The 24,252-nt window shown below is 69.0% G+C and carries 22 protein-coding genes; 19 read left to right on the forward strand and 3 right to left on the reverse strand.

What is annotated here, in order from left to right:
* Positions 1–25: 25 nt before the first annotated feature.
* Positions 26–820, reverse strand: a complete 795-nt coding sequence (locus tag BLR21_RS21010; RefSeq protein WP_090007527.1) for an HAD family hydrolase — start codon at positions 818–820, stop codon at positions 26–28.
* A gap of 449 nt (positions 821–1,269) precedes the next feature.
* Between BLR21_RS21010 and ssd the strand changes: the two genes are divergently transcribed.
* The 12 genes from ssd to BLR21_RS21065 all read left to right on the forward strand — a co-directional run bounded on the left by ssd (position 1,270) and on the right by BLR21_RS21065 (position 12,123).
* The gene (gene ssd / locus BLR21_RS21015) at positions 1,270–2,304 is read left to right on the forward strand and encodes a septum site-determining protein Ssd (protein WP_090007528.1); all 1,035 of its coding nucleotides are present in this window, start codon (positions 1,270–1,272) and stop codon (positions 2,302–2,304) included.
* A gap of 1,277 nt (positions 2,305–3,581) precedes the next feature.
* Entirely contained in the window at positions 3,582–4,691 is a 1,110-nt protein-coding gene (locus BLR21_RS21020; protein ID WP_090007529.1) for a TadA family conjugal transfer-associated ATPase, read from the forward strand.
* Positions 4,685–5,455 carry a type II secretion system F family protein gene (locus tag BLR21_RS21025; protein ID WP_256334834.1) on the forward strand — a complete coding sequence of 257 codons (771 nt, stop codon included), beginning with the start codon at positions 4,685–4,687 and terminating at the stop codon, positions 5,453–5,455. The genes BLR21_RS21020 and BLR21_RS21025 overlap by 7 nt, the downstream gene beginning before the upstream one ends.
* Entirely contained in the window at positions 5,452–5,979 is a 528-nt protein-coding gene (locus BLR21_RS21030; RefSeq protein ID WP_090007530.1) for a type II secretion system F family protein, read from the forward strand. The genes BLR21_RS21025 and BLR21_RS21030 overlap by 4 nt, the downstream gene beginning before the upstream one ends.
* 9 nt (positions 5,980–5,988) lie before the next feature.
* On the forward strand, positions 5,989–6,195 hold the full coding sequence (locus BLR21_RS41720; RefSeq protein ID WP_143027799.1) for a DUF4244 domain-containing protein: 207 nt from the start codon (positions 5,989–5,991) through the stop codon (positions 6,193–6,195).
* Positions 6,158–7,300 carry a tyrosine-type recombinase/integrase gene (locus BLR21_RS21035; protein ID WP_218130917.1) on the forward strand — a complete coding sequence of 381 codons (1,143 nt, stop codon included), beginning with the start codon at positions 6,158–6,160 and terminating at the stop codon, positions 7,298–7,300. Before BLR21_RS41720 ends, BLR21_RS21035 begins: the two co-directional genes overlap by 38 nt.
* Positions 7,297–9,801, forward strand: a complete 2,505-nt coding sequence (locus BLR21_RS21040; protein ID WP_090007531.1) for a tyrosine-type recombinase/integrase — start codon at positions 7,297–7,299, stop codon at positions 9,799–9,801. The genes BLR21_RS21035 and BLR21_RS21040 overlap by 4 nt, the downstream gene beginning before the upstream one ends.
* Complete coding sequence (locus tag BLR21_RS21045; protein ID WP_176929724.1) at positions 9,791–10,393, forward strand: DUF6262 family protein; 603 nt, start codon at positions 9,791–9,793, stop codon at positions 10,391–10,393. Before BLR21_RS21040 ends, BLR21_RS21045 begins: the two co-directional genes overlap by 11 nt.
* Before the next feature lie 69 nt (positions 10,394–10,462).
* Positions 10,463–10,573, forward strand: coding sequence for a DUF4244 domain-containing protein (locus BLR21_RS21050; RefSeq protein WP_090007786.1), 111 nt, complete (start codon positions 10,463–10,465; stop codon positions 10,571–10,573).
* 10 nt (positions 10,574–10,583) lie between these two features.
* Complete coding sequence (locus tag BLR21_RS21055; RefSeq protein WP_090007532.1) at positions 10,584–10,883, forward strand: TadE family type IV pilus minor pilin; 300 nt, start codon at positions 10,584–10,586, stop codon at positions 10,881–10,883.
* Positions 10,880–11,305 carry an Rv3654c family TadE-like protein gene (locus BLR21_RS21060; protein WP_090007533.1) on the forward strand — a complete coding sequence of 142 codons (426 nt, stop codon included), beginning with the start codon at positions 10,880–10,882 and terminating at the stop codon, positions 11,303–11,305. Before BLR21_RS21055 ends, BLR21_RS21060 begins: the two co-directional genes overlap by 4 nt.
* 197 nt (positions 11,306–11,502) lie before the next feature.
* A complete protein-coding gene (locus BLR21_RS21065; RefSeq protein WP_090007534.1) occupies positions 11,503–12,123 on the forward strand; it encodes a bifunctional DNA primase/polymerase in 621 nt (206 codons plus the stop codon).
* Positions 12,124–12,580: 457 nt separating this feature from the next.
* On the opposite strand, the gene BLR21_RS21070 is transcribed toward BLR21_RS21065, so the two are convergent.
* Positions 12,581–13,300, reverse strand: a complete 720-nt coding sequence (locus BLR21_RS21070; protein WP_256334835.1) for an aminoglycoside adenylyltransferase domain-containing protein — start codon at positions 13,298–13,300, stop codon at positions 12,581–12,583.
* A 234-nt stretch (positions 13,301–13,534) separates the two neighbouring features.
* Positions 13,535–15,832, reverse strand: a complete 2,298-nt coding sequence (locus BLR21_RS21075) for a DEAD/DEAH box helicase (RefSeq protein ID WP_256334836.1) — start codon at positions 15,830–15,832, stop codon at positions 13,535–13,537.
* A gap of 216 nt (positions 15,833–16,048) precedes the next feature.
* Here BLR21_RS21075 and BLR21_RS21080 point away from each other — a divergent pair, with 216 nt between their 5' ends.
* From BLR21_RS21080 to BLR21_RS21110, 7 genes are all read left to right on the forward strand, one after another.
* On the forward strand, positions 16,049–18,358 hold the full coding sequence (locus BLR21_RS21080) for a sodium-translocating pyrophosphatase (RefSeq protein ID WP_090007537.1): 2,310 nt from the start codon (positions 16,049–16,051) through the stop codon (positions 18,356–18,358).
* A 65-nt stretch (positions 18,359–18,423) separates the two neighbouring features.
* Positions 18,424–18,996 (forward strand): hypothetical protein, encoded by a 573-nt coding sequence (locus BLR21_RS21085; protein ID WP_090007538.1) that lies wholly within the window; start codon positions 18,424–18,426, stop codon positions 18,994–18,996.
* 29 nt (positions 18,997–19,025) lie between these two features.
* Positions 19,026–19,577: a hypothetical protein gene (locus BLR21_RS21090; RefSeq protein WP_090007539.1), complete on the forward strand. Its 552-nt coding sequence runs from the start codon at positions 19,026–19,028 to the stop codon at positions 19,575–19,577.
* A 66-nt stretch (positions 19,578–19,643) separates the two neighbouring features.
* Positions 19,644–20,198 (forward strand): hypothetical protein, encoded by a 555-nt coding sequence (locus BLR21_RS21095; protein ID WP_143027800.1) that lies wholly within the window; start codon positions 19,644–19,646, stop codon positions 20,196–20,198.
* A 111-nt stretch (positions 20,199–20,309) separates the two neighbouring features.
* Complete coding sequence (locus BLR21_RS21100) at positions 20,310–20,882, forward strand: hypothetical protein (RefSeq protein WP_090007788.1); 573 nt, start codon at positions 20,310–20,312, stop codon at positions 20,880–20,882.
* A 140-nt stretch (positions 20,883–21,022) separates the two neighbouring features.
* Positions 21,023–23,785, forward strand: a complete 2,763-nt coding sequence (topA, locus tag BLR21_RS21105) for a type I DNA topoisomerase (protein ID WP_090007541.1) — start codon at positions 21,023–21,025, stop codon at positions 23,783–23,785.
* Between the two features lie 151 nt (positions 23,786–23,936).
* Positions 23,937–24,227: a hypothetical protein gene (locus BLR21_RS21110; protein ID WP_143027801.1), complete on the forward strand. Its 291-nt coding sequence runs from the start codon at positions 23,937–23,939 to the stop codon at positions 24,225–24,227.
* Positions 24,228–24,252 lie beyond the last annotated feature (25 nt).

The following is a 24,252-nucleotide window of genomic DNA, read 5'->3' on the forward strand; positions in this document are numbered from 1 at the left end:
GCAATGTGGCCGCCGGGGCTTGACTTCAGTCGCGGGACCGCTTGCGGCGCAGGCCGTACCAGGCCGCTCCGGCCGCCGCGACCGCGCCGATGCCGATGGCCGTGACCGCGACCGCCTTGCCCGAGGGGGTGGGGATGCGGGAGCGCAGGCTCACCGGGTCGACGAACTGCTGCACCGGCCAGTCCTTCTCGACGGCGATGCGGCGCAGGCCCCGGTCGGGGTTCACGGCCGTCGGGTGGCCGACGACCTCCAGCATCGGCAGGTCCGTGACGCTGTCCGAGTACGCGTAGCTCTTCGACAGGTCGTACCCGTGCTCGGCGGCCAGCTGCTTGATCGCGACCGCCTTGTTGTCGGCGGCGCAGTAGAAGGCGACGTCACCGGTGTAGCGGCCGTCGTGGACCACCATCTTCGTGCCGACGCTGTAGTCCGCCCCGATCATCTGGGCAATGGGGGCGACCAGTTCCTCGCCGGACGCGCTGACGATGACCACGTCGTGGCCCTCCGCCTTGTGGTCGGCGATCAACTGTGTCGCCTCTTTGTAGACAAGAGGATCGACGATGTCGAACAGCGTCTCGTTGACGATGCTGCGAATCTGCTCCACGTCCCAGCCGGCGGCGAGCGCCGTGATGTGCGCGCGCATGCGGTCCATCTGATCCGCGTCCGCGCCGGCGAGCATGAACACGAACTGCGCATATGCGCTCTTCAGCACCGCGCGGCGGTTGATCAGACCCTCCTGGAAGAAGGGCCGGCTGAACGCCAGCGTGCTCGACTTCGCGATGACGGTCTTGTCGAGGTCGAAGAAGGCGGCGATCCGGCTCATGTGCCTCAGCTTAGGTGTACTCGCCAGTAGGCCGTTCGGGCGGCATTTCGTTCGTGTACGAAACCCTGGTGCTTCACGGTTACCGAAACTTGGCCCTCAGCTGTTGCGGAAGTTGCGCGCAGCACTGGCGCATGGGGATACAGTAGGAGAGTCCGGTTCGACGGACGGGTTCAGTCCGACCCCCCGGGACTGAACCATTGACGACCCCCGTCCCTCCCCCCTGGCGGGGGTCGTCCCATATCCGGACCCCGTTTCCGCCTCGGTGCGACTGGACCTCTGCCGCTCCTGTCCGAGCGCCGAGTGCCCAACCCTTCAGGCTCCCACACGGGTCCGACAGTTCCGGCCCGGCAAGGCTTCCAAGATCGCGACTTGTCCACAGTCGCCGTGTTGTCCACAAGTGGATCTTCACCCCGTTGTGTCATTCATCACGACCAGCCACGGTCAGTCCCATGACCCACCCCATCACCCTGCTCACGGACCAGGACCTGCTCGACGAGGTCCTCCGCGTCGCCGCCGCGGCCGACTGCCCGCTCTCCTGCGCCCCCGACATCACGTCGTTGCGCTCGCAGTGGCACACCGCCCCCTTGGTCCTCCTCGACCCCGCCGCGGTCTCCGCCTGCCTGGACGCGGGCTTCCCCCGCCGCACCGGCGTCCTCGTGGTCCACGGAGGCGACCCGCCGTGGGCACCGGCCGTGGCCCTGGGCGCGGACGGCGTCCTGGAACTACCGGCGGAGGGCCGCTCCCTGGTCTCGGCGCTGAGCGACCTGGGCGAGGGCCCGCCCTCGGACCGGGGCCGCGTGGTGTCGTTCATCGGCGGCAGAGGAGGCGCAGGAGCCTCGACCCTCGCCATAGCCTGCGGCCGCGAGGCGGTGGCCCTGGGCGGCGAAGCGATGCTGGTCGACTGCGACCCCCTCGGCGGAGGCATAGACCTGGCCCTGGGCACCGAGTCCGACCAGGGCGCCCGCTGGCCGGGCGTGCACGCCACCGGCGGCAGGGTCCCGATGTCGGCCCTGCGAGCCGCCCTGCCGACCACGGGCAACCTGACCGTCCTGGCCTGCGACAGGTCCGCCCCGGACCCGGAACCGGCAGCGGTGGCGGCAGTCCTGGACGCGGGCCGCAGGGCGGGCTGCACGGTGATCTGCGACCTCCCGCGCTTCCCCACAGCCTCCGCCTCGGCAGCCCTGGACCGCACGGACCTGACGATCCTCGTGGTCCCGGCCGAGGTCCGCGCCACCGCGGCCGCCAGCCGAGTGGCCACCACCCTCCTGACCAACGGCCGCAACCTCCGCCTGGTGGTCCGCGGCCCGTCCCCAGGCAACCTCCAGCCGGCCGAGATGGCCGACGTGATCGGCGTCCCCCTCCTGACCTCGATGCGCCCGGAACCGGGCCTGTCCGAGGTGCTCGAACGGGGCCGCTTCCCCCGCAACCCGAAGGGCCCGCTCGCCACCGCGGCCCGCGTGGTCCTGAAGGAGCTCCGCCCGTGAGCGCCCCGGAAGCCGCAGCGAGTGTCGTGGTGGCCGCCGAGGCCAAGTACTCCGCGCTCGCCACGGGAGACACCGAGACCGTGTCGACGGACTCCTTCGGCTGCGGCTGCATCCCGGTCCTGCGCGGCGACGGGGCGGAGGCCCCGCACCCCCGTTCCTCCCACCACTTCCTTGCGGCAGAGCAGGTTCCGGCTCAGACCAGCACCCGCCCGCACGCCCCTGGCTCCGCGAGACGCACCGCTTCCACGTCACCGCCCGCTGGCGTTTCGCAGCTTCCGCTACACGTCCCTGTGCCTGCGAACGGCACGGCCTCCTCCGCCGCCTCGCAGTGTCCGCCGCGCGCCCTTGTCCCTGCGGGACTTACCGCGTCCGCGTCACCCTCCTCCGCCGCCTCCCAGCTTCCGCTGCACGTGCCTGTGCCTGCGAACGGCACGGGCTCCGCCGCCGCCTCGCAGTCTCCGCCGCGCGCCCTTGTCCCTGCGGGACTTACCGCGTGCGCGTCACCCTCTGCCACTGCCTCGCAGCTTCCGCTGCACGTGCCTGTGCCTGCGAACGGCACGGCCTCCGCCGCCGCCTCGCAGTCTCCGCCGCGCGCCCTTGTCCCTGTGGGACGCACCGCGTCCGCGTCACCCTCTGCCACTGCCTCGCAGCTTCCGCTGCACGCCCCTGTGCCTGCGAGCCGCACGGCCTCCGCCACCACCTCGCAGTCTCCGCCGCGCGCCCTTGTCCCTGTGGGACGCACCGCTTCCGATCCACCCTCTGCCACCACCTAGCACTGCACGTCCCCGTGCCCGTGGAACGCACGGCCTCCGCCACTGCATCGCAGTGTCCGCCGCACGCCTTGTCTCTGTGGGACGCACCGCTTCCGCGCCACCACCTAGCAGCTTCCGCCGCACATCCCCGTCCCCGCGAACCGCACGGCCTCCACGACCCCCTCCGCCGCCTCAAAGCCTCCGCCCAGGAGCCCTCTGCCGAGTGACCGCCCGTTCAGCTGACCTCCGACCTCCAGCCGGTCTCCCCAGCCAAGCGACCCCTCCGCCCGTAGTCAGCGCCTCCGCATCCCGTTGCCACCGAAGGAGTTCCAGCCGTGATCCTGCTTCGCATCCTCGGCCGGATGCTGCGCAACCTCGTCGTCTACCGCCGCCTCTACCCGCCCCGCTACATCTTCAAGGAGGAGCCGAAGTGAACCGCTTCCTCATCTGGTGCCAGGAAACCTGGCTCCGCCTCACCGGCCGCGAGATCACCTACGGCCGTCACGCCCACCGCCCGGAGGCGACATGACCTCCGCCCTCATCGACCGGGTCCGCCACCGTCTGGCCGGCGCCGACATGGAGATGACCGCGGCCGTCGTGGCGCATGCGGTTCGCTCCGAGGCCGGCGGCGTCCTGGCCGACTCGGACGTCCTCGAAGCACTCCAGGTGCTCCGCCAGGAGTTCAGCGGTGCCGGGCCCCTCGACCCGCTTCTCGACGACCCCGGCACCACCGACGTCCTCGTCACCGCGCCGGACCAGGTGTGGGTCGACGGCACGACGGGCCTGCGCCGGACCGGCGTCACCTTTCCCGACGAGGACGCCGTGCGGCGCCTCGCCCAACGGCTGGCGGTGGCGGCGGGCAGGCGGCTCGACGACGCCTCGCCGTGCGTCGACGGGTGGTTGCCCGGAAGCGGGGTCCGGCTGCACGCGGTGTTGCCGCCCATCGCGGATCGCACGTGCCTGTCGCTGCGCGTCCTCAGGCCGGCGACGCACGACCTGCGGGCGTTGCAGGAACTCGGCACGTTCGACGCCGAGATCGCTGACGCGTTGCGGGCGATCGTCCGGAAGCGCTTGGCGTTCCTGGTGATCGGGGGGACCGGGTCGGGCAAGACGTCGTTGTTGTCGGCGCTGCTGGGTTGTGTGTCGCCGGCCGAACGCATCGTGTGTGTCGAGGATGCGAGCGAGCTGTGTCCCGACCATCCGCAGTTCGTGCGGCTCACCGCGCGGCCGGCGAACGTCGAGGGGGCCGGTGAGATCACCACCAGGGGACTGGTGCGGGAGGCCCTGCGGATGCGGCCCGACCGGATCGTGGTCGGGGAGGTGCGCGGTGCCGAGGTGAAGGAGCTGCTCACCTCGCTCAACACCGGGCACGAAGGTGGCGCCGGGACGTTGCACGCCAACTCGCCGGCGGAGGTGCCCGCGCGGCTCGAAGCGTTGGGGGCGTTGGGTGGGCTCTCACCCGAAGCGTTGCGCAGTCAGGTCGCGGCGGCGGTCCGGGTCGTGCTCCACATGCGCCGGGACGACAACAGCAGGTACCTCAACGAGATCGGGGTGTTCGAGCGGACGCCGGAACTCGCGGTCCGTCCAGTCTGGACGCGAGAAGGCGGGTGGCTCGCGAAGGAGTTGCTGTGCTGAGCCTTCTGCTGCTGGCGACGGCGCTGATCGTCTGGCCGCACCTCAGATCGGTCCGAAGACTCAGGCCGCAAAGCAAGAGAGAAGTCGTTGTGCCGCCGTACATCTGGCTGGCGGCCGCGGCGACGGTCACCTACCTCGTCGCGGGCGTGGGCGGACTGGTCGCCGGAGCGGTGCTGGCGGTGACCGGGCGGCGAATCCTCAAGCAGCACAGGCGGAACAAGGCGCTCCGGCAAGCCGCGGCAGGGTTGAGCAACGGCCTGGGCGGCGTGATCGACGAGCTGCGGGTGGGTGCGCACCCGGCCCAGGCAGCCGAAAGCGCGGCGGAGGACACGCCTGCGCCGGCGAAGGAGGTGCTGAAAGCCGCGGCGGCCGCGTCGAGGCTCGGTGGCGATGTGGAGCGGACGTTGCGCGAGATGAAGCAGCCGTTGCTCGACAAAGCCGTGGACCAGCTGGCCAGGGCGTGGCACGTGTCGGCGAAGCACGGTGTGGCGCTGGCGGACGTCCTCGATGCCACGAAGCGCGATCTCGATCAACGTGCGGCGTTCGCGCGGCAGGTGCACGCGCGGATGGCCGGACCGCGGGCCAGCGCGCTGGTGCTGGCGGTGCTTCCGGTACTGGGCGTGTTGCTGGGCGAGTTCAGCGGTGCCAGGCCGTTCCACGTCCTCACGAGCACGGCGGCCGGGCAGTTCCTGCTGGCGCTGGGCGCGGTGCTCGGGGCTGCGGGGGTGTGGTGGACGCAGCGGATCACGGAGGTGCAGCCGTGACGTTCCTCCTGCTCGCGCTGGCAGTCCTGCTGGCACCGGCGCCACGACGATCGATTGACCGGTTCAAGCCCAGGTCCCACGACCCGCCGCACGGCAGGACGAAGCCGGACGGTCCGTTCGAACGGGCGGCGACCTGGGATCTGCTGGCCGCGTGCCTGAAAGCCGGGTTGCCGGTGCCCACGGCGATCCAGGCGGTCGGGATGAAGGAACTGAGCCAGGTCGCCGAGATGCTCAGGCTCGGCGCAGATCCGGTCACGGCGTGGGCGTCCGCGCTCGACCAGCCCGCGACGGCGCTGCTCGCGAGGGCTGCGCGCCGGACGGCGCGATCGGGTGCGGCACTGGCCCGGCAGACCGCTGAACTCGCCGAACGGACCAGAGCCGAGGCGCGTGACGACGCCGAGGCCAAGGCGCAGCAGGCCGCGGTCGCGGTGGCGGCGCCGCTCGCACTGTGTTTCCTCCCGGCTTTTCTGTGCCTCGGCGTCGCGCCGGTGGTGCTGGGGCTGGCCGGCCAATTCCTCAACTAGGAGAAGCAGATGGAACTGCTCAAGGACGACAGCGGCATGAGCACGGTGGAGTACGCGATCGGGACGCTGGTTATCTGGAGGAGCCGATCCGGTGACTGCCACGTGGGTTCAAGGATCACCCTGGCGCGTGACAGCGAGATATCCGGTAGTTCTCTGGCACGTTCACTACGTTCCGGCGGTGATCTTCCAAGCCGAGCGGGCGATCTCGCCCACTGATGGCACCGTCCGCTGGACCGTCATCGACGAGGACTTCGTGATCCACGTCGAGTCGACGGCGTACCTGGCCGGTTTGCGAGCGTTGGACCGGTCGATCAACACCGAGCGGGTCTACGCGAGCAGACTGGCGTTGTACTTGTCCTATTGCGACAAGCAGGGCCTGGACTGGCGTACACCGAGCGTGCTGGTGCTGTCCCGATTCCTGCACTGGCTGGTCGCCGAACCGTTGCCGCCACGTGGGCCGAAGGCATCGACGACGAGGTACCGCTCGAAGGGCACCGCGAACGCGGTGCTGACCACGGTGTGCGAGTTCCTGCGGTTCGGCGCCGTGCACCAGTGGGTGCCCGTTGAGGTGGCCGCGCAGTTGTCGGAGCCGAAGTTCCTGAAGTTCGTCCCGGCAGGCTTCGACACCGGCGAGAAAGGCGAATTTCGTACGGTGCAAGCAAAAACCGTGCGGTTCGCGGTTGCGCAAGATGGCTACGAGTGGCTTGCGGACGATCAGCTCAACCGGCTGCTGGCGGTGACCACGCGGGCGCGGGACCGGTTCCTGGTCTCGCTGCTGGTCTGCACCGGGGTGCGGATCGGCGAAGCGCTTGGGCTGCGCCGGGAGGACATGCACTTCCTCGCCCGCGCCGACTGCCTTGGCTGCCAGGTCACCGGAGCGCACGTCCACGTCCGGCGGCGGATGAACCCCAACGGGGCGCTGGCGAAGTCCCGATTCGCCCGGTCGATCCCGGTCACCGACCTGGTCGTCGCCCACTATGCGGACTACCAGCACGAACGAGACCTGGTCTCGGAGGCCGCGGCGTCGGACATGGTGTTCGTGAACCTGTTCCGGCCGCCGCTGGGCAGGCCGATGGGCTACGACAACGCCAAGGACTTGTTCAACAGGCTCGCTCTGCGGGCCGGTTTCACCGCGCGGCCACACATGCTGCGGCACTCGGCGGCGACCTCGTGGATTCGCGCCGGCGTCGACCGGGACGTCGTGCAGCACCTACTCGGCCATGTGTCCCAGTCGTCGATGGAGCCCTACCTGCACCCCACCGACCAGGACAAACGCGACGCCGTTGAGCGGGTCGCGGCCGGTCGGGCGGGTGCCCGATGACCGCCCCCGTCGCGGCGCTTGTCACGCCGCTGCCCAGCCCGGACCTGACGCGGTGGGTGTCCTGGTTGCGTGACCAGATCGACCCGAACTGGCGGTCCGGCGAGTGGTTCGGCGAGGACTGGTACTTCGTCGGCGACCCGGACAACGAGCAGACCATCGCCTACTGGTGCCGCACCACGGCCTGCACCTCCATCAGCAACAGCCGGGGGTTCTGCACGCCCTGCATCCGTGAACAGGCAGCCACCGGGCTGAGCGTCGAGGAGTTCGCCGACACCTACGTTCCGATGCGTCGCAAAGGTTCGCCGGGCCGGTTCCAGCGCCGCTGCGTCGTCGAGCGCGACGGGACCCAGTGCGCTGACCCGTCCTACTGCCGGCGGCTCTGCGTCAACCACTACCACGCCTGGCACACCGCATCGAAACGCGAGCCAGAGCTGGACCTGGACGAGTGGCTGAGCACCGTTCCCCAGCCCCGGCCCGGCCGAGCCGGGACTTGCTCCGTCCGGCGCTGCGGCATGGAGCTCTGGGGCCTGAAAACGCTCTGCATTTACCACGATGCCAAGTACCGCCGCGAGGCCCGGCACGAACCCGTCGAGCGCTGGATCACGACACAAACGCCGTTCCTCTACGCCCACCACTTCTCGCTGCTCCCGTTGAATCCGACGCTGCGCTGGGAAGTTCTCTACGCCCTGCAGCAGCGCGACGCTCGCGGCGGCAAGGTCGATCCCACCTGCGTCCGCGCCCTGGTCAGAACGTTCACCGACCTGCCGCACATGCTTGGCACCAACCGGGCCGAGCTCCTCGCGCTGAGCGGCCACCGCAAGTCCGCCAACAACCTCGCGCACCTCACCGAACTGCACCGCGCCCTGCACCTGGGCTACGACAAGATGTGCGGGATCAGCCCCACCGACAAGCACGTGTGGGACATGGCCGCGGCCAAGATCGCCTCCGCGAACAGCAAGTCCGGGCGTCTGCGCCGGATCGCCGCAGAACCGGTCGACTTCACCACGATCTCGCAGGCATGGCTGCGAGATGTCGCGCTGGAATGGGCACGCCAGACCGATCCCACCAGCGACGCGCTCAAGGAGGCGATCAAGGCGTCGGTGATCGCCTCCCGCGCCTTGGAACGCCGGACCGGCGGCGGCCATGACGCCACCCAGCTCCGCCTGGATGACATGGACGCGGTGATGGCCGGGTTCCGCCAGGCCTGCCGCGAGGATGGCCAGCCCTACAAGAACTCCACTCTGCGCAACTACGTCGCGAAGTTCTTCCAGCTGCTCGAGTTCGGCCGCCGGGCCGGGCTCATGGACGAGGTCCCTGGAGGGTTCAGCCGACACCAGTCGCACGTCATCCCTCACGAGGAGCAGAACGAGGACGAGATCGGCAAGGCGATCCCGGAGCCGGTGATCGCGCAGCTGGACACCCAGCTCGACACGCTCGGGACTTCCTTCCCCTACGGCAAGCTGCTCGACGACGAGATCCGGCACATGTTCCGCACCGCCTACACCCTGCTGCGCGACACTGGCCGCAGGCCCCGCGAGATCTGCGCACTGCGGGTGAACTGCCTGGAGCACGACGACGGCCACAACCTCGTCTGGAACAACTTCAAGGGCAAGCGCCTCCGACGTCGGCTGCCGATCACCTCGCAGACCGCGCAGGCCATCCGCGACTGGCTGCCAGTTCGCCAGCAACTGCTCGCTCCGAAACGCACCGCGGACTACTTGTTCCCTGCCATCACCGAGGGCGCGAAGGAACCCTTCATGGCCAGCGGCTACCTGTCCAAGGCGTTGCGCGACTGGGTCGACGCGCTCCCATCGATCGACTCCAACGTCCCCGGCCGGGACGGTTCACCTCTGCCCTTCGACCGGTCTCTGATCTATCCCTACGCCTTCCGCCACTCCTACGCCCAACGCCACGCCGACGCCGGAGTGGCCGTTGACGTGCTCAAAGAGCTAATGGACCACCGCCAGATCAACACCACGATGGGCTACTACACCGTCTCGCTGAAGCGGAAACGCGAGGCGGTCAACACGATGCGCCGACTGGTCGTCGACCGCAACGGCAATCCAGCACCCGTCACCTCGGCTACCGCCTACGAAGCTCGCTCGGTCGCCGTCCCGTTCGGCAACTGCATCGAGCCCTCCAACGTCAAGGCCGGCGGGCAAGCCTGCCCCATCAGGTTCCAATGCTCCGGCTGCGGGTTCTACCGCCCCGACCCGTCCTACCTGCCCGCCATCGAGGAACACACCAACGCACTGCGCGCCGACCGCGAGACCGCGCTCGCGATGGACGCCGCGGACTTCGTCATCCGCAACCTCGGCGAGCAGATCACCTCTTTCGAGCAGGTTCGCGACACCATGCGCGAAGGCCTAGCGGCAATGGACCCGCAGGACCGGCAAGAAATCGAGGAGGCCAGCGCGGTTCTGCGCAAGACCCGCGCCGGCCAGGGCCGGACGACCCTGCCGCTGACCGTGATCCACCGGGAGGCACCCGATGGCGCCTGAGAACACCGCGGACGCGACAACAGCGGCCAGCAGAACACCGACACAGGTACTTCAGGAAGCCCGCAACCGCGACAGCAGGGTCAAACGAGCACGCGTCAAGCGCGTGATCGAAGACATGACACAAGCCGGGGACCGGATCACCTTCGCCGCAGTCGCCCGCGCGGCCGAGGTGTCCACCTGGCTCGTCTACTCGCCCGGCGTCCGCGAACACATCGACAAGGCCATGCAGCACCAGTCCGACAAGCCCGCCAGGGACGAACGCGCCGGCCTCACCGCCAGCGCGGCCAGCCTGCGCACTGACCTCGAACTCGCCCGCGAGGAGATCCGGCAACTGCGCGGCGAACGCGACAAGCTCCGGCACAACGCACGCCTGCACCTCGGCCAGCAACTCGAACAGGTCAACGCCGCCGAACTCATCGCCCGCGTCGACGAACTCGCCAGCAGCAACCAGGAACTCGCCAACCAGCTGCGCCAGGCCCTCACCGACAACGACGCCCTGCGAACGCGCACGACCGCCCTCGAAGACGACCTCGCCGCCGCACGCACCAGCCTCCGCCGCATGATCCGCAACAACAACCGGGAGCCGACGTGACGACAACATGCCTAACGTCCCTCACACCACAACAGGGCTCTGAACAGAGAAAACATCGATTAACTCCAGATAAGCGCGGCGGCGGCCGCGTTCGGCGGTCTGCTCTACGTGCTTCTCACCAGCGACTTCATGCAGGAACTGATGGAACGGCTGATACAGCGTGCACTGTCTTCGGTCTGACGACCGAGGCATGGTCACGGTCGAGGCGGCGATCGCCGTGTCCGCGTTGCTCGTGGCCATGTGGCTGGGGGCGAACGGGCTGACGGCGGTCACCGAACAGATGCGGTGCACCGACGCGGCGAGAGAGGCGGCGCGGCTCACCGCCCGCGGCGAACAGCAGCGCGGTGAGGAAGCAGCCGGGCGGATCGTGGCCGGCGCCAGCGTCGTGATCGACACCCAAGACGATGCGATCGAGGTCGTGGTCAGCAAACGCGGGCCGTTGGGCTTACCGCTCAGCGCACGGGCGTTCGCCGTGCCGGAGCCGCGATGAACGGCGAACGGTTCGGCTGCGAGCGCGGTTCGGCTGCGGTGAGCGGTGTGGTGGCGATGTTGTCGCTGATCATCGTCGTGGTGGCCGGTGCACGGATCGGTTCGGCGGTCGTCGCCCGGCACCGGGTGACCGGTGCCGCCGACCTGGCGGCGCTCGCGGCGGCCGCTCGTCTCGTCGACGGCGATGAAAGTGCTTGTGAGCAGGCAAAACGCGTGGCCTCGGAGAATCGGGCCGAGCTGACGAGTTGCGCGGTGAACGGATGGGAGGTGGTTGTGGAGGTGTCGGCGACTACGCCGTTCGGCCCAGCGAGAGCGCGAGCCAGGGCAGGTCCGGCCGAAGATCGAGCCGTTTGGAGCACGACGAGCGGTCGGCTCACAGCGGTGAGCGGACTCACACTGCCGCCGGGACATGCTGAACGGTGATCGAACCAAACGCGCGGAGTTCAGTTGCCCGGTCAAGCAAAGGACGTTCGCCGTTCCGTAGCTACCAGTTGTCGAGCGGGGGTTACGGAGGCCGGTGCCGGTGTCGTTAGTTGTAGTGGCGGCACCGACGCGGTGTCCCTACGAACACCGGCACCACGTTGATGTCGAGTCAGAGCCTAGGAAGAAGGCGACGGAAGATGGATTGGTCGGATAGCTGGCGCGGGGCCTTCCGCATCGAACTGCGTGCCGAGGCCGTGAGCCTCGCGTACCGCGGTTGGCCCGTACTGCCCGGCACCTATCCGGCCGGTTCGGAGAACGGCGTCACGAAGTGGGCGGGCCGCAGCGGCCTCGAGCTCCACGGCCCGATCCCCGTGCACCGCGACTGGGTGGACCGCGTCGGGACCCGTCCCGACCAGGTCGCCACGTGGTGGGCGGGCCGCTCGTACAGCCTTCTCGTCGCCACCGGCCACGTCGTGGACGCGATCGAGGTCGGCACCGACCTCGGCCGCCGCGCGGCCGTCGCACTGCGGTCGATCGGCGTCCCCGTGCCGATCGCCGCGACCCCGTCCGGCCGCTGGATGTTCCTCGTGAAGTCCGGCTCGACGCTCAACACCGAGCTGGCCAACAACCCTGACGTGCACCTCTACGGCAAGGGGGAGTACATCCCGCTGCCGCCCACCACCATGGCGCACGGTGTCGTGCACTGGCGGGTCAAGCCGCAGGTCTGCGGCTGGAACCTGCCGGACGCACACGTCGTGCAGGACGCGCTCGTCGAGGCCGTGCACGCCCCGGCGCGCTACGAGCTCGAAGCCGTCTGACACACAACTGAATGCGAAGCCCGGCCGTGCTGGGTGTCGTCGTGGACTCTCCCCGACAACCCCGAAGGCGATGCCCTGCACGGCCGTTCCACCAAGCCCGATCCGACGATCGGCCTCCGCACCCCGCACGTCGGGGGCCGGCAGAGGAACGGGCGAAAAGCCGAACACGCACCCCGAAGGACAGCCTCCCGCACCAGTGACCGGGCCGAGGACGTTAGTGGCAGAGCACCAGCTCTGCCGCGGTCGGTGAAGCCGGCTCCTCCCCGGAGTTCGTCAGAAGACAGTCGACACCGTCGCCTCCCGCGTGTCCTGTCGAGACGAACGAACCAGATTCCACCGATGTTCCAAGGGATCCGGTCACGAAGCGGTAGCAGGCGGGAAAACAGTGTTCGGCACGTGGAGAGCGCGGCGGGGGTACCCGTGAGCCCCCGCCGCGCCCCACGGAAAGGTGGTAGACCTAGAGCTGGAGAGTTTCCGCGTAGGAAGCGAAAGCGAAGGTCTCCTCCATGGATCCGGGCCGCGGAACCGCGTCGGCGTGCCAGCCGAGGTTCCGGTCCTGCAAGACCTGCTCGATCAGCGGGTGCCACCGCTGATCGAGCATTTTCTTCGCCCACAACAGGGCGCCGCGCTTGGACTCCACCTCTCCCGTGTGGATGGTGTAGAGCGTGCGGCAGTAGGCCGAGACGATGTAGCGCTGCGACCACGCGTTGCCCATCGGCGCCCACTCGCGAATGCCGTCGAGCACATGCGGCAACTCGGCCAGCATCGACGAGCGCAACACGGAAGCCGGTACTTCGTCGACGAGTGAGGTGATCGGCGGGCCGTCCAGCACGATGCCGTGGTGGTGCAGGATCCAGCGGGCGTGCGGGCTGTTGCAGTGCAGGTCCCACTCCAGGGTGCGCGTGCCGTGGTCGTTGAACAGCCACGGAACCCCGAGGCCTGCCACCGAGCGCAGTGACTCCACGTCGGCGTACGAGCCCTCGATCTCCGTCGACCAGTGGCCGGGACGGGTCGGGATCTCGGCGTGCAACGCGCGCAGCCCGGCTTCGCGATCGCCGGACGGCAGCTCGGTGCAGGCGACGATGAAGTCGCAGTCGCTGTGGATGTCACCGGCTCCCAAGGCGAACGAGCCTTGGAGATAAGCACCGACGTAGGTGGGGCCGAGGATCTTGTGCACGGACGCGACGAGGTCGGCGAGAAGGGTGTCGAGGTCGGAAAGGGCGTGAACAAGGCAGTCTCCAATGAACCCGTGGCCAGAAGGGACGGGCGCGGCGGGAGTGATCAGGCCCAGCCGCGCGAGAGGACACGGCGGGCTTCCGGCTCAGCCGCGCCTAGACGCGACGGGTCCGGTCGGCGGCGTAGCAGCTGCATGCGTTCACGACGCCACGGTAGCCAAGGAGCAACCACCCGGTCAGGCGATTTTGCCCAGCACCACGTCCAGCACGAGCACGGCGCCGGCCTTGTCCAGCGGATCGTTGCCGTTGCCGCACTTGGGTGACTGCACGCACGACGGGCAGCCCATCGGGCAGCCGCAGGCACTGATCGCGGCTCGGGTCGCCGACAGCCAGGCCCGCAGGGCCGAGTGGCCTCTATCGGCGAAGCCCGCGCCGCCGGGGTGGCCGTCGTGCACGAACACCGTCGGCATCCCCGTGTCCGGGTGCGCGGCCGTCGACACGCCGCCGATGTCCCACCTGTCGCATGTGGCGAACAGCGGCAGCAGGCCGATCGCCGCGTGTTCGGCGGCGTGCAGGGCGCCGGGGACGCGTTTTGCCTCCACGCCGGCGTCGAACAGCAGTGACTCGTCGACGGTGTACCAGACGGCTCGGGTCCTTAGCGACTGTTCTGGCAGGTCGAGCGGGATCTGGTCGAGTACCACGCCGGACGGCAGCCGGCGCAGGTAGCCGACGACCTGGGTCGTCACCTCCACCTCGCCCAGGCAGACCGACACCCCGCCGAAGTCGGTGCGTTCGACCTCGCGCACGACGGTGATGTCCACGCAGTCACGCGGCTGTGTGGTCCACTCCGGGTCTTCGCGGTGCACCATCGCGAGACCGCTGTCCAGGTCGAGCTCGTCGACGACGTACGCCCGTCCCTGGTGCAGGTACACGGCGCCGGGGTGCACCTGCCAGCAGGCGGATCCCGGGTCGACGGTGCCGAGCATGCGGCCCGAGTCCGACTCCACGACGGCCACCTGGTCTCCGCCGGAACCGCGGATGTCCACCCCGGCGTGCGGCCGGTCGTGTGACGCCCAGTACCAGCCGGCAGGCCGTTTGCGCAGCAGTTTCTCCGCCACCAGGTCGGCGAGCACGGCCTCGGCGAGCGGCCCGCCGAAGTCGTCCAGGCAGGCCGGTGTCAACGGCATCTCGGACGCCGCGCACGCCAGTTGCGGGCCCAGCACGTACGGGTTCAGCGGGTCCAGCACCGTCGCCTCGACCGGTCTGTCCAGCACCGCGGCCGGGTTGTGCACCAGGTACGTGTCCAACGGGTCGTCGCGCGCCACGAACACGACCAGCGCACTGTCCCCGGACCTGCCCGCACGGCCCGCCTGCTGCCAGAACGACGCCAGGGTGCCGGGGAAACCGGCCACCACCACCGCGTCCAGTCCGGCGATGTCGACGCCGAGCTCCAGCGCGTTCGTGGTCGCGACGCCGAGCAGGTCGCCCGTGGACAGCGCCTTCTCCAGCGCCCGCCGCTCCTCCGGCAGGAACCCGCCCCGGTACGCGGCCACGCGGGGAGGCAGCTCATCGTCCACTTCGGACAGGATCCGCTGGGTGCCCAGTGCCGTCAGTTCGGCACCGCGGCGCGAGCGCACGAAGGCGAGCGATCGTGCGCCCTCGACGACGAGATCGGCCAGGATGCGCGACGTCTCCGCGCCCGCCGAGCGCCGGACGGGCGCGCCGTTCTCACCCTCCAGAGAGGTCAGTGGGGGTTCCCACAACGCGACCGTGCGCGACGCACGTGGCGAAAAGTCGTCCACGACAGCGGAAACCGGGACGCCCAGCAATCGCTGCGCGGATCCAGAAGGATCAGCCACAGTGGCCGATGCCAGAACGAAGATCGGATCCGCGCCGTATTTACGCGCGACCCTCCTCAAGCGCCGCATCAACAACGCCACGTGCGAACCGAAAACGCCCCGATAGGAATGGCACTCGTCGATCACCACGTACTTCAGCCGGCGGAAGAACCGCAGCCATTTCGGGTGCTGCGGAAGGATTCCGCGGTGCAGCATGTCCGGATTGGTGAAGACCCAGTTCGCGTGCGCCCTGACCCAGTCGCGTTCGGCCATCGGGGTGTCCCCGTCGTAGGCCGACGCGCGCACCCCCTTGATGCCCAGTTCCTCGAGCGACCGGAGCTGGTCCGCCCCAAGGGCTTTGGTCGGTGACAGGTACAGCGCGGTGGCCTTCGTGTCCGCCAAAAGAGTGGAAAGCACGGGCAACTGGTAGGCAAGTGACTTGCCCGACGCCGTGCCCGTCGCGAGGACCACGTGCCGCCCGGACCACGCCAGCGCGGCGGCCTCGGCCTGGTGCCGCCACGGCTCGCGCACACCCGTCCCGACGAACGCCTCGACGACCGCGGGAGCCGTCCACGCAGGCCACTGCACGTGATCTGCCTGCCGTAACGGCAAATCACGCGCGTGCGTGAGGGGTGACTCCCCGGCGGGCACACCCGCCAGCACGCGGTCCAGCAACCGGCGTCCCTGATCCACCACGGGATCGAGCTTGGCATACACCACCGACAGTCCCGGCCGGGCCGTACTCGACTTCCTGCGCAGATAACGGTGTGTGCACGGATCGGGACGTTTCGTTGCCTCGTTGCAAGCAACCCCTAGACTCCCCGCTCATCGCATCCAATGAGGGATGCGTCACGTCGCGCTGGGCGGCTGGACTGCCTTGGCGCTGCACATGGCAACTCACCAGGAGGACGGATGTCCCGGCATTTCCTCGCGGAGGGCCTCGAGCTCTCCGGGGGTGATCGCGGCGTCGTAGCCGTGGTCGCCGTGGTCGCCCTGGCTGCTCTCGCCGTCGGGTACGTGCTGCTCAAGGAGGTGCTGGCCGCAGGCCAGGGCACCCCCAAGATGCAGGACATCGCCAAGGCGGTTCAGGAGGGCGCAGCGGCCTACCTCAACCGGCAGTTCCGCACGCTCGGCATTTTTGTCGTGATCGTGTTCGTACTGCTGTTCGCGCTACCGGCAGATGATTTGGCCGAACGAATCGGCCGATCTCTGTTCTTCATCGTCGGTGCCGCGTTCTCGGCGACTATCGGCTACCTGGGCATGTGGTTGTCCACGCGCGCCAACGTGCGTGTCGCCGCCGCCGCGAACGAAGAAGGCGGTCGCGAAAAGGCGACGCGCATCGCGTTCCGCACCGGTGGCGTGGTCGGCATGACCACCGTCGGTCTCGGTCTCTTCGGTGCGGCACTCGTCGTGCTCGTCTACGCCGGTCAGGCCCCGAAGGTCCTGGAGGGCTTCGGTTTCGGTGCCGCGCTGCTCGCGATGTTCATGCGTGTCGGCGGCGGCATCTTCACCAAGGCCGCGGACGTCGGCGCCGACCTCGTCGGCAAGGTCGAGCAGGGCATCCCCGAGGACGACCCCCGCAACGCCGCCACCATCGCGGACAACGTGGGCGACAACGTCGGTGACTGCGCCGGCATGGCCGCGGACCTCTTCGAGTCCTACGCCGTGACGCTCGTCGCGTCGCTGATCCTCGGCACCGCCGCGTTCGGCGTGCAGGGTCTGCTGTTCCCGCTGATCGTTCCCGCGATCGGCGTGCTGACCGCGGTCATCGGCGTGTACACGACGCGGGCGAAGGCGGGCGAGAACGGCCTGGCCGCCATCAACCGCTCCTTCTACATCTCCGCGGTCATCTCCGCGGTGCTGTGCACCATCGCGGCGTTCGCGTACCTGCCGAGCTCCTTCGCGGACCTCAACGGCATCAGTGACGCGGTCAAGTCGACCAGCGGCAACCCGGCGCTGATCGCGTCCGTCGCGGTGATCATCGGCATCGTGCTGGCCGGCGTCATCCTCTGGCTGACCGGCTACTACACCGGCACCGAGCACAAGCCGGTGCAGGAGGTCGGCAAGACCTCGCTGACCGGTGCCGCCACGGTGATCCTGTCCGGTATCTCGGTCGGTTTCGAGTCGGCCGTCTACACCGCGCTGGTCATCGGTGCCGCCGTGTACGGCGCGTTCCTGCTGTCCGGTTCGGTCATCGTCTCGCTGTTCGCGATCGCGCTCGCCGGTTGTGGTCTGCTCACGACCGTCGGCGTCATCGTCGCGATGGACACCTTCGGCCCGGTCTCCGACAACGCGCAGGGCATCGCCGAGATGTCCGGTGACGTGCACGGCGAGGGTGCGCAGATTCTCACCGAGCTCGACGCGGTCGGCAACACCACCAAGGCCATCACCAAGGGCATCGCGATCGCGACGGCGGTGCTCGCCGCGACGGCGTTGTTCGGCTCCTATCGCGACGCGATCGAGCAGGCCATCGCCAAGGTCGGCAACGTCGCGGGCGATCTGCCCGTGTCGTTCACCAACCTGGTGTTCAGCCCGAACATCCTCGTCGGCATCACCATCGGTGCGGCTGTCGTCTTCATGTTCTCCGGCCTCGCGGTCAACGCCGTGACGCGCGCTGCCGGCGCCATCGTGTTCGAGGTGCGCCGTCAGTTCCGCGAGAACCCCGGAATCATGGACTACTCGGTCAAGCCGGAGTACGGCCGCGTCGTCGACATCTGCACCAGGGACTCGCTGCGTGAGCTGGCGACTCCCGGTCTGATGGCCGTGCTCGCCCCGGTCGCCGTCGGCTTCGGCCTCGGTGTCGGCCCGCTGGCCGGGTACCTCGCCGGTGCGATCGCGACCGGCACGCTGATGGCGGTGTTCCTGGCCAACTCCGGTGGTGCCTGGGACAACGCCAAGAAGCTGGTCGAGGACGGCAACCACGGTGGCAAGGGCTCCGACGCCCACGCCGCCACGGTGATCGGTGACACGGTCGGCGACCCGTTCAAGGACACCGCCGGTCCGGCCATCAACCCGCTGATCAAGGTCATGAACCTGGTCTCGGTGCTGATCGCGCCGGCCATCGTCACCTTCTCCATCGGTGACAGCGCGTCCGACCCGATCCGGATCGCGATCGCCCTGGTCGCGACCCTGATCATCGTCGGTGCGGTGGTCGTGTCCAAGCGTCGAGGCACCTCGATCGCGGAGGCACCCGCGGAGACCGTCAGCAACGGCGCCGCGTAGATCCAGCTCCGGTCGGGGTACGTTCGGGTCTTCCCCCAGACGTACCCCGACCGAGGAGTCACGACATGAGGCGCAGCCTCGTCGCCACTGCCGCTGTTGCCGCGCTTGCGCTGGCCGGGTGCACCAACGGTGGCAACTCCGGCACTTCGACGACACCCACCAGCGGCGCGGCCAACCCCCAGGCCGTCGCCTACATGGACAAGGTGTGCGGTGCGGCATCCGAGTTCGCCAAGATCGAGAAGACGGCCCCCAAGCTCGACGCCGGCGACTCCAGCAAGCTCAAGGCCGAGATGGCCGCGTACATGGGCCAGCTCGCCGACGCCTTCGCGAAGTCGGCGGAGGGCCTGAAGAACGTCGGCCCGTCGCCCGTCGAGGGCGGTGAGCAGGCCGTCACCAAGATGGGTGAGACGTTCACCTCGCTCAGCGCCGTGTTCGCCGACGCCAAGGTCAAGGTCGAGCAGGCGGACGCCAACAACGCCACCGGAGGCCTCCAGGCCGCCGGAGAGGCCATCGCGAAGCTCTCCGAGCTCGCCGACCCGCTGCGTGACCTCAAAGACGTCCCCGAGCTGCAGAAGGCCACGCAGTCGGCACAGAAGTGCCAGGAGATGCAGCGCCTCGACGTCACGCCGACGAGTTGAGCGCGGCCGTTCGGAGTAACTTCCGGCCCATGCGCCGCACACTCATCGCAGTCATGGCCAGCTGCCTGCTCGCGGTCACCGCGTGCACCGGCGGAGGTTCGTCGACGCCCACCGCCAGCGAGGCGGACGTCGTGGCGTGGATGGACAAGGTCTGCGGTGCCGTCGACGGCACCGTGAAGACCATGGCCGACGAGCCGCCGATCGACATGAGCGACCCGTCGAAGCTCAAGACGGGCCTGTCGGACTGGCTCGGATCGAAGGTGTCCGTGGCCGACAGGTCGATCGCGGACCTCAAGGCGCTGGAGAACGGCCCGCACCCGAGGTCGAAGGAGCTGGCCACCGCCGCGCAGGCCGGCATGGGGCAGGTCAGGACCCTGCTCGCCGACACCAAGTCGAAGCTGGACTCGTCGACGGACTCGACCCAGGTCGTCACCGCCTTCACCGAGATGGTGGCGAAGGCGGCCGAACTGGAGAATGCGGGCGCCGACGTGCAGAAGAAGTTCGACGAGACGGGCCTCGCGGGAGCGGCGCAGAAGGCGTCGAACTGCAAGGGCCTGCAGGCGTCGCCTCCTACGCCCTGACCAGTGGGAACAAGCTCATCGGATCACCCGAACGGGTACCGTTCGGCATCCAGGAAAATAGGACGGATGAGGACACGCCTGCTCGCTGTGCTGACTGGTGCCGTCGTGCTGACCGCCTGCGGTTCGGAGGCGGACAAGCCGATCACCGACGCACAACGGCAGTGGGTCGACGCGTTCTGCGGCGGTGTCCTTCCGGGCCTGGAAGCGGGCCTTGAGCTGCGCAAACAGGACCCGGCGGACTTCGCAGCGGTCAAGACCGCCTACCTCGGCCTGCTGACGTCCAACGCCACCGCGTTCGCCGGCGCGGAGAAGAAACTGAAGGAGCTCGGCGCGCCCGAGGACGACCTCGAGAACGTGCACGAACAGCTGGTCAAGTTCGTCACGGAGTCCGCGAAGTCGTACGACGACGCGCAGGCGTCCGTCCAGGCGCTGGAACCCAATGCCCAGTTCCTGGAGGGCGCGGAGAAGGCGCTGGCCGACACCAACGTCGTGACCAGTCCGGAAGACCTCCGAGCGACCTTCCAGGAGCTGCAGAAACGGCCCAAGTACTCCGACGCGCTGGCCAAGTCGCAGCCGTGCTCGGAGATCAGGTCCAAGGGGCAGGAGGTCGGGCAGCAGTAGGTCACGCTGGTAGCCAGTTCAGGCGCCCCGGCGCTCGCTTGGGCAACACCCTGCCTGTACTGGCTACTCGTTCACTAGCACTGCTCGAACGTCTGTTCTACCCTGTTGGCCGTGGTTGGGCAGCTGTCCTTCTTCTCGGCCGAGGCGCGCACCCCGGCCAAGGCGGATCTCGCCGGCTTCCTCTGCGGGCCCGGCCAGGCCGTCAGCTTCGCGCGCGGCACGGCCGCCCGCGTGTACACCGAGCTGCGCGACGAGTGGCGGCTGCGTCCCCTCAAGCAGGCCTGCGCCGACCGTGGCGTCACCACTGAGCTGTGCGTCAACGGGGAAGGCACGCACTTCGTCCGCACGCCGTTCCGCACCGACCTCACCCCTCTGGCCGCTCGCTGGCTGGACGGATCTGCCAAGACGGTGCCGCCGGACTTCGAGCTGAACGGAGCGGTGCTGCGCGTCTGGGCGCTGGCCGCCGGCAGCTGGATGGAGTCCGCATACTTGCTCGGTTTGGACCCCAACGCACCGCAGACACACGCACCGTTGCAAAATGCGCTGCTTGCATCCGGACTTCCGTGCACCCTGGTAGGGGCTCCGGCGTTGCGGGTAACCGGTCGGCGAAGGCTGGCGCGGCTGGCCGAACTGGTCGGAAGCCCTCCGCACGGAGTGGCGATGAGCACCTGGCCGGCGGCCTGAGCGGGGCGTCCGGCATGGTTGTGTCACTCTGTCTCGTCGTACGGGCGTCGCGGAGACATGACGGATGGTGTGCTTTTCGGCCGACGCTGGGCAACACTGGCGGGCCTGGGAACCGGGTTTGGAAGAGAGCGGGACGGCGAGTGGCTGGATCGACACGGACGAAGAAGAGCAGCGGAGGCGAGGGCAGCATCCGACGACTGGTGATCGTCGAGTCGCCCACGAAGGCGCGCAAGATCGCCTCGTACCTCGGCGCCAACTTCGTCGTGGAGTCCTCCAGGGGACACATCCGGGACCTGCCGCGCGGTGCCGCCGACGTTCCGGCGAAGTACAAGGGCCAGGCCTGGGCCAGGCTCGGCGTGGACGTCGACCACGGCTTCGAGCCTCTCTACGTGGTCTCCGCGGACAAGAAGTCGCTGGTCTCCGAGCTCAAGGAAGCGTTGAAGGACGTCGACGAGCTCTACCTCGCGACAGACGGTGACCGCGAGGGTGAAGCCATCGCGTGGCACCTGCTGGAGACGCTGAAGCCGAAGGTCCCGGTTCGCCGGATGGTGTTCCACGAGATCACCGAGTCCGCGATCCAGGCCGCCGCGGCCAACCCCCGCGACCTCGACCAGGACCTGGTCGACGCGCAGGAGACCAGGCGCATCCTCGACCGCCTTTACGGCTACGAGGTCAGCCCGGTCCTGTGGAAGAAGGTCATGCCGAAGCTCTCGGCAGGCCGCGTGCAGTCCGTGGCGACGCGTCTGGTCGTGGAGCGCGAACGCGAGCGGATGAAGTTCGTCTCCGCGAGCTACTGGGACATCTCCGCGCAGATGGACGCCGGTGCCGACGCCGCGCCGCGTCAGTTCGGCGCGCGTCTCGTGGCCGTCGACGGCACGCGTCTCGCCACGGGCCGCGACTTCGGCTCGGACGGCAAGCTGACGGGCAAGTCCGACGTCACCGTGCTGGACGAGGCGCAGGCCCGCGCCATCGCCGCCGGACTGCAGAACGCGCCGGTCAAGGTCTCCTCGGTCGAGGAGAAGCCCTACACGCGCAAGCCGTACGCGCCGTTCATGACCTCGACGCTGCAGCAGGAGGCGGGCCGCAAGCTGCGGTTCTCCGCCGACCGCACGATGCGCACGGCGCAGAAGCTGTACGAGAACGGCTACATCACCTACATGCGTACCGACAGCACGACGCTGTCGGAGACGGCGATCAACGCGGCGCGCACGCAGGCCACGGACCTCTACGGCGCCCAGTACGTCTCGCCGCAGCCGCGCCAGTACACGCGCAAGGTCAAGAACGCGCAGGAGGCCCACGAGGCGATCAGGCCGGCCGGAGAGGTCTTCCGCACGCCTGGCCAGGTGGCCGCCGAGCTCGACTCGGACGAGTTCAAGCTCTACGAGATGATCTGGCAGCGCACGATCGCGTCCCAGATGGCCGACGCGCGGGGCAACACGACCAGCATCCGCATCCAGGGCCGGGCAGGAACGGGCCAGGAGGTCACGTTCGCCGCGTCCGGCCGCACGATCACGTTCGCCGGCTTCCTCAAGGCCTACGTCGAGACCGTCGACGCCGAGGCCGGTGGCGAGTCGGACGACGCGGAGTCGCGCCTGCCGCTGCTGGTCAAGGACCAGGACCTGACGATCGCGGAGCTGTCCGCGGACGGTCACTCCACCTCGCCGCCCTCGCGCTACACCGAGCCGTCGCTGATCAAGACAATGGAGGAGCTCGGCATCGGCCGTCCCTCCACCTACTCGTCGATCATCAGCACCGTCCAGGACCGCGGCTACGTGTGGAAGAAGGGCGCGGCGCTGGTCCCGTCCTGGGTGGCGTTCGCCGTGGTCGGGCTGCTGGAGCAGCACTTCGGCCGCCTGGTCGACTACGACTTCACCGCCGCGCTCGAGGACGAGCTGGACGGCATCGCCGCAGGTCGTCAGGGCCGCACGAACTGGCTGTCCGGGTTCTACTTCGGCGGCAGCATCGGTCCCGACGGCTCGATCGGCCGTTCCGGCGGCCTGAAGAAGCTGGTCGGCACGGGTGTCGAGGACATCGACCCGCGTGAGGTCAACTCGATCCCGCTGTTCAGCGACGCCGAGGGCCGCACGGTCGTCGTGCGCGTCGGCCGCTTCGGGCCGTACCTGGAGCGCGAGGTCGACGGGGTCGCGCAGCGCGCGAACGTCCAGGACGACCTGGCGCCGGACGAGCTGTCCGCGGAGATCGCCGAGAAGCTCTTCTCGACGCCGCAGGAGGGCCGCTCGCTGGGCACCGACCCGGTCTCGGGCAACGAGATCGTGGCCAAGGAAGGCCGCTTCGGCCCGTACGTGACCGAGGTCCTGCCCGAGCCGTCGGAGAACGGCACGCCGTCGAAGGCGAAGGCGCCGAAGCCGCGCACCGGCTCGCTGTTCAAGTCGATGTCGCTGGACTCGGTCACGCTGGACGACGCGCTGAAGCTGCTCTCGCTGCCGCGCGTGGTCGGCAAGGACCCGGAGACGGGCGCCGAGATCACCGCGCAGAACGGCCGCTACGGCCCGTACCTGAAGAAGGGCACGGACTCGCGGTCGCTGGTCGACGAGTCCCAGATCTTCACCGTCACGCTCGACGAGGCGCTGAAGATCTACTCCGAGCCGAAGAAGCGCGGTCGCGCCGCCGCCGCGCCGCCGTTGCGTGAGATGGGCAACGACCCGGTGTCCGGCAAGCCGATGGTGATCAAGGAGGGCCGCTTCGGCCCGTACGTCACCGACGGTGAGGCGAACGCGTCGCTGCGCAAGACGGACAGCGTCGAGTCGATCACCGACGAGCGCGCGGCCGAGCTGCTGGCCGAGAAGCGCGCCAAGGGCCCGGTCAAGAAGAAGGCTCCGGCCAAGAAGCCGGCGGCGAAGAAGCCCGCGGCCAAGAAGGCTCCGGCCAAGTCCAAGAGCTGATCAGGGGGTGGCGGTGCCGATCAACGAGTTCGGACCCGACGGGACTCAGGCCCCGCCGCCTCCCCGGCTGTACCCCGACCCGCTCGCGGGGCTGGTGACGGCTGACAAGTTCGTCGCTCCTCAGTGGACGTCTCTCAGGTCACGTGTGGCGGTGCCTACACCTCCTGAGCCGACCGAGGAACTGCGGCAGGCCGTCTGGTCGCAGATGCAGCAGGAGCAGCGCCGGCCGCGTGGCCGGGCGCAGCGAGCACCTCAGCCGGCGCACCAGTACGCGGTCCAGCAGTTCGCGCCGACGAACCAAATGTCTGCGCCACAACAACAGCAGCAACAGCAGCTGCCCGCGAAGCAGACGAGCGGCGTGGCCGCGTTCATCGGCTGCCTGGTCGTCATCGGGTTCTTCGTCCTGGTCGCGGTCAGTATTCTCGGAGCGATCTTCAGCTAGCCATGCTGTGAGTCCGGCATCCTGA

This window comes from Lentzea albidocapillata subsp. violacea, from assembly GCF_900100275.1.
Taxonomy (GTDB): domain Bacteria; phylum Actinomycetota; class Actinomycetes; order Mycobacteriales; family Pseudonocardiaceae; genus Lentzea; species Lentzea violacea.